The organism is Sphingosinicella soli (assembly GCF_014199685.1).
Taxonomy (GTDB): Bacteria; Pseudomonadota; Alphaproteobacteria; order Sphingomonadales; family Sphingomonadaceae; genus Sphingosinicella; species Sphingosinicella soli.
The window spans coordinates 47,865-57,723 of sequence record NZ_JACHNZ010000025.1; the positions used below are offsets into that span (position 1 = coordinate 47,865).

Genomic DNA, 9,859 nt, shown 5'->3' on the forward strand with positions numbered 1-9,859 from the left:
CGTCAGCTTTCCAGGAATTCAAGGCATTCACGATTGAAGCGCTCTTTTTGCTCGATCATGAACCAATGGCCGCATTCGTCCGACAGGCTGATCCGCGCGTTCGGCAGAGCCCCCTTCAGGATCTCGTTCTGCTCGTAGGGCAGAAATTTGTCCGCCTTCCCCCACAAGCCGAACACCGGCACTTCGATCGTCGCGAGTTGCTCGGGCAGATAATAAGGGCAGGTCAGCGTCTGATAAAGAATCATCGGCTGCTCCATCGCAATAGGGAAGCGCTCCCCAACCGCGTCGGCTGTGATATCCGCCTTGTCATGCACCAGCAGTGCAAGAAGGTCGTGAAAGCTGCGCTTCGCTTCCTCCATGTCGGTGGGCCTATTGCTGGTCCATGCCCACATCGTCTGGAGACCGACGGACTCTCCAACCCATTCACGCGGATCGCGCAAGCCGCCCGGCGCCATCAGGATCAGCTTCTCCACGTCGCCGGGATGCGTCATGTAGTAATCGAGCGAAATCGCACCGCCGAGCGAATTGCCGACCGGCACGATCGTTTCGATACCCAAAGCGCCGTGCAGTTCCTTCAGCATGGCCACCTGGATCGGCGAGCTGTAGTTCAGCTTTTCCGGCTTGTCGGACAGCCCGAAACCCAGAAAATCGGGCGCCAGACAATGCCATCCGGCATCGGCAAAGACCTGCAGGTTGTGCTTGAAATTGCTGTAGCCGCTCGCACCCGGGCCGGCGCCGTGGAGGAACACGACCGTTGGCTTCCCAGGCGTCGGCACACCCGCTTCGTGATAGTGCACGCGATAGCCGTTGCGCAGCGTATGGAATTTTCCGACCGGAATGGGCGTGTTATCCACGGGTCTCGTCTCCTGAATAAAAATGTGTCTTCCGGGGCAGATCAGGTCGGGAACGGCATCATCGGTCGATGACCCCAATGGCTTCCTTTGGTGGATTCGAAAACATTATGATCCGCCCAGTTCATCACAGCCGCGCCCGTTCCGTATTCCATCATGAAGCCGCTGGGTGTGACCATGTAGAACGACAGCATATTGTCGTTCACATGCCGCCCCAGAGACAGTGCGAGCGGGGTTTCCGTCGCCGCCACGCGATCAAGCGCATAGCCGACGTCGTCGATCGATTTCACCTCGACCATCAAATGCTGTATGCCCGTCGGATCATCCAGTTCAGCGATCGCGAGGCTATGCTGACGACCATTGCCGCAGTGCAGGAAATAGATGCGGATTGGCGGATTTCCCGGCCCCATGTCGAAATTGATGATGTCCGAGATGCCGAAATTCATCACATCACGCCAGAACGCCAGGGTTTCATCCAGCTTTTTGGTGGCCAGAACGATGTGACCAAATCCCATGTCGTCGGTGACAAACCCGCTGACGCCGACCGGAGAAACGAAGGGGGCGAATGATGAAATCGCACCCCAGCAGATTTCATGGCGGCGACCGGCCGGATCCGTGAACCAGAAAAAGTCGCGGACCTTGCGCAGCTTGCGTTCTTCAGCGGTTCCGTCGGTAAGGGCAACGCCCGCATTCTGCATCGACGTGCGTCGCGCGTTGAACGCACTTTCGTCGGCGAGCAACCAGCCGGCGGCGTGCAGTTCATCCTTTTCAGTCTTGACGATCGCGATCCGGAAATCCCGTCCGTCCATCTTCAGATACACCGCGCCATCAGGCGCTTCAGCCGAAGCCATGCCGAGGACGTCGACGCCGTAGGTACGCCATTTTTCGATGTCGGGGGCGCCGACGATAACGTAGCTCAGTTCCTTGATTTCCACGATTCACTCTCCCAATTATGGTCAGACGCCGGCGTCGACGATATCAAGGCCGAACATTTTCTTGCCCCACACGCGGCCGTAGCCCGCGCCGTTGTTCGATCCGTGCTGCGCAGCGACCATCAGGTCGTTGTAATAGCGGCCGATAGAACGATCCGTGTAGACGCCGCCGCTGCCCGACGCCTTGTACAGCGCCCGCGCCAGGTCGAGACAGCGATCGGGTACGGATGAACATTGGTAGCGGAACTGCAGAGCTTCGGCCTGACTTATGCTTTCACCGTTCTCCGCCCGCGCCGCCATCAGATCGAAATTGCGATGAAGCACCAGTTTCATCTCGTCGATGCCGCTGGCAGCCGCGGCTGCGGCCAGAAGCGCATCGGGATCATCGACGGTGGCCATGCCCATCGCGCCTACCCGCTTGGCTCCGTATTCCAGAAATGCGTTCAGCATACCCTGCAGCGCCCCGATCGAGGCGTTCGACACGGCGCGGTGAAAGACCTGAACGAACGGAAGTTTGTACAGGGGATTGGCGTTGATCGTCTGCCCGGGCGTTTCACGCTTCCACACGTCCCGGAAATCGAGGGTGCGATAGGCGGGCACGAACATGTCTTTGACGATGATATCGTGGCTCCCGGTGCCTTTAAGGCCGTTGACGTGCCACGTATCGACGATTTCATAATCCTGGCGCGGCAGCAGGAAGGTGCGATAGTCCGCTTCCAGAAACGGCCTTCCCGCAGTCTTCTCCGGGTCAACGATACCGCCCAGGAAGGTCCAGCCGCAGTATTCCGACCCGCTCGAAAATTTCCACCGACCGTTGAAGATATATCCGTCGTCGACGGGTCGCGCCGTGCCCGGCGCATAGGGCGATCCGATAAGAACCGAACTGTCACTGCCCCAGACATCCTGCGCGGCGCGGTCGTCGAACAAAGCGAGATGCCACGAATGAACACCGACGACACCGTACACCCAGCCCACCGATGCATCGCCTTCCGACAGGGCGAACTGAACTTCGGCAAACGTGCCCGGGTCCAGCTCGTACCCGCCCCAGCGCTTGGGCTGAAGCACCCGGAAAAGACCGGCTTCAACCATTTCCGTCATTGTTTCGGGCAGGATCCGGCGATGATCAGCCTGTCGTTCGGCGCGTTCGATCAGCCTGGGGATCATGTCGCGCGCGCGCTGAATCATCGTTTCCCGACCGGGAATGTCGCTATGTTCTACTGTTCGATGCGTCGATGTCATCGTCATCTCAACCGCTCCTCACCCTGCCGCCGACCGTTCGCCACATGCTCGCCGACGCGCCGTCCCGAAAAAACGCAGTCCGCCGCCGACAAGCCGCTCATGTACACATTCGAGCAAATCCCGATTGCTGTTCGGCCCGCGGCATAAAGGCCGTTGATCGGGCGATCGTTGCGATCAAGCACCATGCCCGATTCTTCATCCACGACCAGACCGCCCAGCGTCATCGCCATCATCGGAAGCAGCGTATTCGATGCTGAAATATCAATAGCATAGAAGGGGCCGTTCGAGATCGGCAGCATTTCCTTCTGATCCTTGCGCATCGGATCACGCTCCACGCCCGCAGCGGCGCGGTTGTATCTCTCGACCGCCTGTCGCAGCTTCGCGGGGTCCAGCCCTATCTTGCCGGCGAGTTGCTCGATCGTTGCAGCCTTGGCCTTGCCCCACATCGAAAGGATGCCGGGATACCGCTGATATCCGAGCATCTTGACCGTGAACAATTCTTTCCAGGCACGCCTGTTGACCACGGAGTCGAAAATCAGGAAGCCGATGCCGCCCTGCTCCTCGTTCAGCGCATGACCGACCGACGCGCCGTAGAGCGTCTCATCGACGAAGCGTTCCGCGTCGGCATTGACGATCATGCCTTTGACCCAGTCGCTTGGCGGATTCAAAAACCGCCAGCTGCTGATCCGGCCCATTCGGTCGACCTTGCCGTTCGCCGTCTGCCCAAGGCGGATGCCGCTGCCGTCGTCGCCCGGATTGCCCATCGGGGCGGTTGCATCATGGTGCGCCGCATAGCGGTGGATCATCTGGCGGTTATAGATGAACCCGCCGGCGCTGAGGCAGACACCCGCCGTCGCGCGAAAGCGCAGCTCCACCCGATGCGTGGCTTCGATTTTCGCGACCTTGGCAAGTTCCTTGGCAGCCATCGCGTAGGTGAGGCGGGCACCCGGAAAGCTGGGCGGCAGGAGCACCATAAGTTCATTCGCACGGTTCTGGTGGCGTTGCCGATCCTTCCAGGCCTGGGTGTTGGGCGGGATCATCAGCACTTTTACCCCGACCACTGCCCCGCTGCGATCCAGGATAAGCTGGCGCACCTCGGTCTGCGGCATTGCCCGCACGCCGGAGCGGGACGCAGCGTCGCGCAGCGGCTTGTAGAGAAACTGGCCATAACGCCCGTCCTTCAAGGGCGGATGATACATGCGGTGCCCGCGCGGCGCAGGCCGTGCCAGAGCGGCGCGCGACGGCGCCAGGGAGTTATCCGAGTAGTACAGAAAATAGCGCGGATCGGGATATCCCCATTTCTTGGGAAACATCCGGCTGTTCAATTTTACCCCGTGTGCGAGCAGCCAATTCACGGTCTCGACACTGGTGTCACAAAAGCGGCGCAGCGTGGTATCCTTGATGACGCCCGCTGTTTCGATCTTCAGATACCGAAACATGTCTTCCGGCGTGTCGTGAAAGCCGGCTTCCTTCTGGATCGACGTGCCGCCGCCGGCATAGAAGATCCCGCCGTTCATCGCGGTCGAACCGCCTCCGTCGTAGCGGTCGATCGCCAGCACATCGACACCGCGCTCCGCGGCTTCCAGCGCCGCCGACACCCCTGCCCCGCCATAGCCGACAACAATGAGTTCGGCCTCGTCATCCCACGCGACAGCGTCGGGGTTATCGACCACCTCAGCCGCCTCGACTGCGGACAGCCATTCGGGGCTGCCCGGCCCGATATTCTGCGCGTCATCCATCATGCTACAATCCGCTCTTTGCGCAATCGTTCGATATCGACAGCCTTCATACCGAGGCGATCACCGAGAATTTCGTCCGTATGCTGGCCCATCAGCGGCGGCGCCGCATAATCATTGATCGGCGTTTCCGACATACGCACCGGGCTGCGGATCAGCTTTGCAGTGTCGGCGGTCGGATGCGGCACTTCCACCACCATCTCGCGGTGACGGATCTGTGGATCGTCGAATGCCATCGCCATGTCGTTGATCGGCGCGCACATCACGTTCGCCGCCTGGAATCGTTCAACCCACTCCGCCACGGGCCGTTCTGCAATGATCGACTGGAGCGTGCCCAGGATTTCGTGGCGGTTGCGGAAACGGTCGCGGCGCAGCTTGTAACGCGCGTCCGCCGCGATTTCAGGCCGGCCGATCACAGCACAAAAGCGTGCGAAGTGCGCATCCTGTGAAGCCTGAAGCATGATCGCGCCGTCGGAGCAGGCAAAATCTTGCGCAGGAAACGAGGCCGCCGTCATATTCCCAAGCCGCATCGGCTGGTCGCCCGACAGCAGAAATGCCATGGCGCGATGCGACAGCGCCGCCACCGTGGCATCCAGTATACCGATATCGATATGCTGACCCGCTCCGCCCTGAGCGTCGCGGTGATACAGTGCGGCAAGGATGGCATAGGCAGCCGTCATGCCTGCCATGATGTCTCCAAATGCCATGCCGATCCTGATCGGGGGACCGCACAGTTCCCCGGTCAGGCTCATCGCGCCGCTCAGCGCCTGAAATACAAGATCCTGCCCCGGCTTCGTCGCATAGGGACCGGTCTGCCCGAAGCCGGTCAGCGAACAGTAGACGATTGCCGGATTGACCTGCCGGATCGATGCATAATCCAGCCCGTAACGCGCCAGATCGCCGACCTTGAAATTTTCCAGCAGGACGTCCGACTGAGCGGCAAGACCCCGGATGATATCCTGCCCCTGCGGCGTGGCCATATCGACGCAGATCGCCTTCTTGTTGCGATTGCAAGCGATATAGAACGCTGACTCGGCGGTCTCTTCGCCCTGCGCGTTTTTCAGAAACGGCGGGCCGTAAGCGCGCATTTCATCTCCGGAGCCGCCCGGTCGTTCCACCTTCACCACCTCCGCGCCCAGGTCGGCGAGGAGTTGCGTCGCGTACGGGCCGGAGAGTATCCGCCCGAGGTCGAGGACTTTGATGCCGTCGAGCGCGCGCGCCATCAGACCGCTGCCCAGTTGGCGATGCAGCGGGCGGCGAGCGCCTGGCGCGCCGCAGCGGCAGGCGCGACGGCAGCCGCAGACCGCACGCGGCGCAGCGCGCGATGCAGCGACATTTCCCACGTGAATCCCATCGCGCCGTGAATCTGAATGGCGTTTTCGACGACGAGCGGCAGCATTTCGCCAGCCAGAGCAACAGCGACATCGCACGCATCGGCAAGATCGCCGTAACGACCATCCCAGGCAAGTGCGGCATACGCGATACTGGTCTGCACGCATTCCAGCCGATAATGATCGCGCGCGAGATCCGTCGATACCACTTGCTGCCCCGACAGAGGTTTGCCGAATTGACGCCTGCCGCTCGCATGGCCACAGGCGGCCGAGAAGGCCGCCTCCGCAGCGCCGAGCATGTCTGCGGCCCGCAATGTACCGTAGAGCTGGATCAACCGGTCCGGGTCGCCGACCCGCAGCGCAGGCGTGTCCGTCAGCACGATGTCGCCGTAGGGGCGTTCGAGATCAAGGGCGATCGACGGGCTTATCGCAACACCCGTCTGCGTGGCCTCGATCATGAAAACGCCTTCGGGTGCGGCGATCAGGATACGGTCGGCACTGGGGGCCGAGACAATGTTGGCGGCCACACCTGAAAGCCGCGTGTTTACGCCCGTGCCGCGGACGATGCCGTCGAACGCAATACCGACCGTGCCGATCAATGTGCCGTCAATCAAACCCTCTGCGGCCCATGCGGCGGCGATTGCCTCCGCCATGGGATACGAAAGCAGCGCCGCACCGGCGGCACGCGTCACCAGCCACGCGACGCCCGCACCGAGACCGAGGCCGCCGACCGCCGGATCAGCCATCACCGCCAACGATCCGTCGGCAGCCACGCGCGCGGCGATATCGCGCGCGGACTGGCCATGACATACCGCAAAGCTTCGGGCAGACGACGCCCGGAACGCCTCCTGATCTTCCGTCAGCGCTATATCTTCGATCATCATCATGTCTTCGGCAATTTGAGTATGCGCTGGGCGATGATGCCGAGCTGAACAGCGCTGGCCCCGGCCTGAATCGTTTCAGCCCGACTGCGCAGGTAGAGCTCGTCAAACCGCTCGATCGCACGCTTCGTCACCGTGGAGAGCGGCCTGGATGCCTGCGCCAGCATCTCCCGCGCCAACACGGCGATGCGCTGGTGAGCTTCGCTCCAATGCAGTTTGATGATGCTGCCCTCGCCGTTGATTGCCCCGCCGCGCGTCAGCGAAAGAACCGTTCGGCGCACCAGGCGGCGCAGCACCTCGATATCCGAATAGCAGGCGCCGAGCCGATCGAGATAGGCGGGCTCATCCAGCAACACCGAAAGCCGCGGGTCTGATCGACATGCCGCCACCAGGTGGCGCAGTTCGTTTTCGAACAGGGATGCGCGGTACATTCGGTTGATCGCACGCTCCACTTCCAGCACCCGGCCCGCGCCCGCCCATCCCTGGTTGACGCCGCCCAGCACGGCATCGGTATCGACGCGGACATCGTCGAAAACGACTTCGCAGAAATTCGCGCGGCCATTGATCTGGTCGATCTGGCGGACCGTGATGCCCGGAGCATCCATCGGCACGATGAACATACTGAGGCTGGCGTGGCGAAGCGCAGGATCTCCGGTGCGCGCCAGCACGAGGCAGAGGTCCGCGTGCTGGGCAAAGCTGGTCCAGATTTTCGAACCGGTGATAATCCAGCCCTCGCCGCTTTCCGTAGCGCGTGTCCGCACCGCCGCGAGGTCCGATCCGGCTTCGGATTCAGAAAACCCCTGACACCAGATATCCCTCATCGTGAGGATATTGCGCAGATAGCGAACCTTTTGCGCTTCCGTGCCGACGGCCAGAATGACCGGCCCGATCATGTCCTTGCCGATGCCGTTCAGGCTATCGGGCAGTCCGACACGGCCCAGCTCTTCGTTCGCGACGAGCTGTTCGACCAGCGTCTGTCCCTGACCGCCATAATCGCGCGGCCAGGTGAAGCCGGCGAACCCAGCCTCGTAAAGCGATCGTTCCCAGGCGATCTGTTCGGCAAACACGGGAGCGGCATAGTCCGCCCGGTCCGGCATCCAGGTGCGCGGAAAATTGCCAGCGATCCAGTCGCGCACGGCTTGACGATATCCCTGCTCCGGACAATCAACCGCGACGGCGGCGGCGCTCATCGCACCATCGCCCGAACGAGCCGACTGCGCCCATGAGTTTGCTGTTTACTGACGTGCATCAATCTCACCGGTCCGCGACGGAGCCTGTGCAGGCCCCCGATTTTCTCTGATGCTCGATCCTTTCGATTCAGCGGCGCACTCGCAACCCCCAAAACCGAGCCGCCGGACCGTTTGTCCAGTTAATGGACATGTTGATCGGCAGATCGTGGTTGTTTAGAGCGGCGGCAGCGCGCACTCTCCATCATGCGGGCCACGACCGGACGAAAGGTAGGCATGAAGGATGGCAGAGCTGGAGGACACGGTCGCCATGACGAAGCAGGATGCAAGCTCGGGCGGCACTCAGGCGGTTTCCCGCGCGGCCCGCATCCTGCGGATGATCGCACGGCGAGGCATAGAGGGGACGCGGCTGACCCAGTTGACCCGCTATACCGGGCTGCCGCATCCGACCGTGCGTCGCATACTGAAATGCCTGATCATAGAGGGGCTGGTGATCCAGGACGCCGCGTCCAAGCTCTATCGCCTCGGACCGTTGAATTTCGAGCTTGGCCTGGCGACGCTGCGAGAGGTCAACTCGGAGCGGGCCTACCAGCAAATTCTGGCCAACCTCGCTCAGGCGTCCGGAGATACGGTCTATCTGATGGCGCGCAGCGGTGCAGACGTCGTCTGCCTGGACAGAGCCGAAGGCAGCTTTCCCATACGCGCACATCTGTTCAGTATCGGCGGCAGGCGACCACTGGGGTTCGGCGCTGCCGGATTGGCACTGCTCTCATCGCTGTGCGATGCCGATATCCAGCGTATCATCGCGATCAACGCGCATGAAATCGAGGTCCATCCGCGCCTGTCGATCGAGTATCTCATGGACGCGATCGAACGCACGCGGGCAAGGGGTTATGCCATTACCTCCGACATCTACACCATGGGCATAGGATCAGTCGGGGTCGCGATCCCGAACGGCGATCAGGATCCGGTTTACGCCCTCAATCTGTCCACGGTTGGTGCGGACCGATTTACGCCCGGCCGGATTGCGGAATTACAGCGCCTTATGGTCGCGCAGATCGCGCAGACACGCGATATCAGACCCATGCTCACTGATGAGATGGAGCGCGACTATTCATAAAGCCTTCCGCGCTGCTTTTCATCTTGTTCGAAAGTGAAACCCGATGCTCAGTTTGCAGCAGATATCCGATCGGCTGGAGATACAGGATCTTGTCGCCGCGTACAGCGCGGCGGTTGACAGTTCCGATTGGGATGGGCTGGACGCAGTGTTTACGCCCGACGCCATCATCGACTACACGGAGGTCGGGGGGCCGCGCGGCGATCTTTCCACGATCAAGGCCTATCTTGCGCGCGTCATGCCCGAATTCAAATCCTTCCAGCACATGACGGGCCCGACCCAGCTCACCATCCGAAACGACGGGGCGACCGGAAGGACGATCGTGTTCAACCCTATCGTGTTCAGCCAAGGCGAAAATGAACACGTCCTGTTCGTCGGGCTTTGGTATTGCGATACGTTCGTTCGCGTCGAAAACGGATGGCGTATCCGTGAACGGCGCGAGGAACGCTGCTATATGCACAACATGCCGGGCTGGTTTGTACAGCAGCCGGCCTAGGTGTTTAGTCCCTCGTTTTGATGGTGCGGTTCTCTGATAAACCGTTTTGGCTGCTCGGACCATATTTTGCAGACATATTCATATGGGGT

The 9,859-nt window shown here is 61.2% G+C and carries 9 protein-coding genes; 2 read left to right on the plus strand and 7 right to left on the minus strand.

Annotated elements, in window-relative coordinates; genetic code table 11:
• Nucleotides 1–2: 2 nt before the first annotated feature.
• From GGQ98_RS11490 to GGQ98_RS11520, 7 genes are read right to left on the minus strand one after another with little or no spacing between them, the layout of a single operon-like run.
• Entirely contained in the window at nt 3–854 is an 852-nt protein-coding gene (locus GGQ98_RS11490; protein ID WP_184069607.1) for an alpha/beta fold hydrolase, read from the minus strand.
• 41 nt (nt 855–895) lie between these two features.
• Nucleotides 896–1,786 carry a VOC family protein gene (locus GGQ98_RS18825; RefSeq protein ID WP_207791371.1) on the minus strand — a complete coding sequence of 297 codons (891 nt, stop codon included), beginning with the start codon at nt 1,784–1,786 and terminating at the stop codon, nt 896–898.
• Between the two features lie 21 nt (nt 1,787–1,807).
• A complete protein-coding gene (locus tag GGQ98_RS11500; RefSeq protein ID WP_207791372.1) occupies nt 1,808–3,028 on the minus strand; it encodes an acyl-CoA dehydrogenase family protein in 1,221 nt (406 codons plus the stop codon).
• Nucleotides 3,025–4,764: an FAD-binding protein gene (locus tag GGQ98_RS11505; RefSeq protein ID WP_341534199.1), complete on the minus strand. Its 1,740-nt coding sequence runs from the start codon at nt 4,762–4,764 to the stop codon at nt 3,025–3,027. The genes GGQ98_RS11500 and GGQ98_RS11505 overlap by 4 nt, the downstream gene beginning before the upstream one ends.
• Complete coding sequence (locus tag GGQ98_RS11510) at nt 4,761–5,981, minus strand: CaiB/BaiF CoA transferase family protein (RefSeq protein WP_184069610.1); 1,221 nt, start codon at nt 5,979–5,981, stop codon at nt 4,761–4,763. Before GGQ98_RS11510 ends, GGQ98_RS11505 begins: the two co-directional genes overlap by 4 nt.
• Entirely contained in the window at nt 5,981–6,970 is a 990-nt protein-coding gene (locus GGQ98_RS11515; RefSeq protein ID WP_184069612.1) for an acyl-CoA dehydrogenase family protein, read from the minus strand. The genes GGQ98_RS11510 and GGQ98_RS11515 overlap by 1 nt, the downstream gene beginning before the upstream one ends.
• Before the next feature lie 2 nt (nt 6,971–6,972).
• Nucleotides 6,973–8,160: an acyl-CoA dehydrogenase family protein gene (locus GGQ98_RS11520; RefSeq protein ID WP_184069614.1), complete on the minus strand. Its 1,188-nt coding sequence runs from the start codon at nt 8,158–8,160 to the stop codon at nt 6,973–6,975.
• Nucleotides 8,161–8,440: 280 nt separating this feature from the next.
• Between GGQ98_RS11520 and GGQ98_RS11525 the strand changes: the two genes are divergently transcribed.
• Both GGQ98_RS11525 and GGQ98_RS11530 read left to right on the plus strand, forming a co-directional pair.
• Complete coding sequence (locus GGQ98_RS11525; RefSeq protein ID WP_184069616.1) at nt 8,441–9,277, plus strand: IclR family transcriptional regulator; 837 nt, start codon at nt 8,441–8,443, stop codon at nt 9,275–9,277.
• 43 nt (nt 9,278–9,320) lie between these two features.
• Entirely contained in the window at nt 9,321–9,770 is a 450-nt protein-coding gene (locus GGQ98_RS11530; protein WP_184069618.1) for a nuclear transport factor 2 family protein, read from the plus strand.
• Nucleotides 9,771–9,859 lie beyond the last annotated feature (89 nt).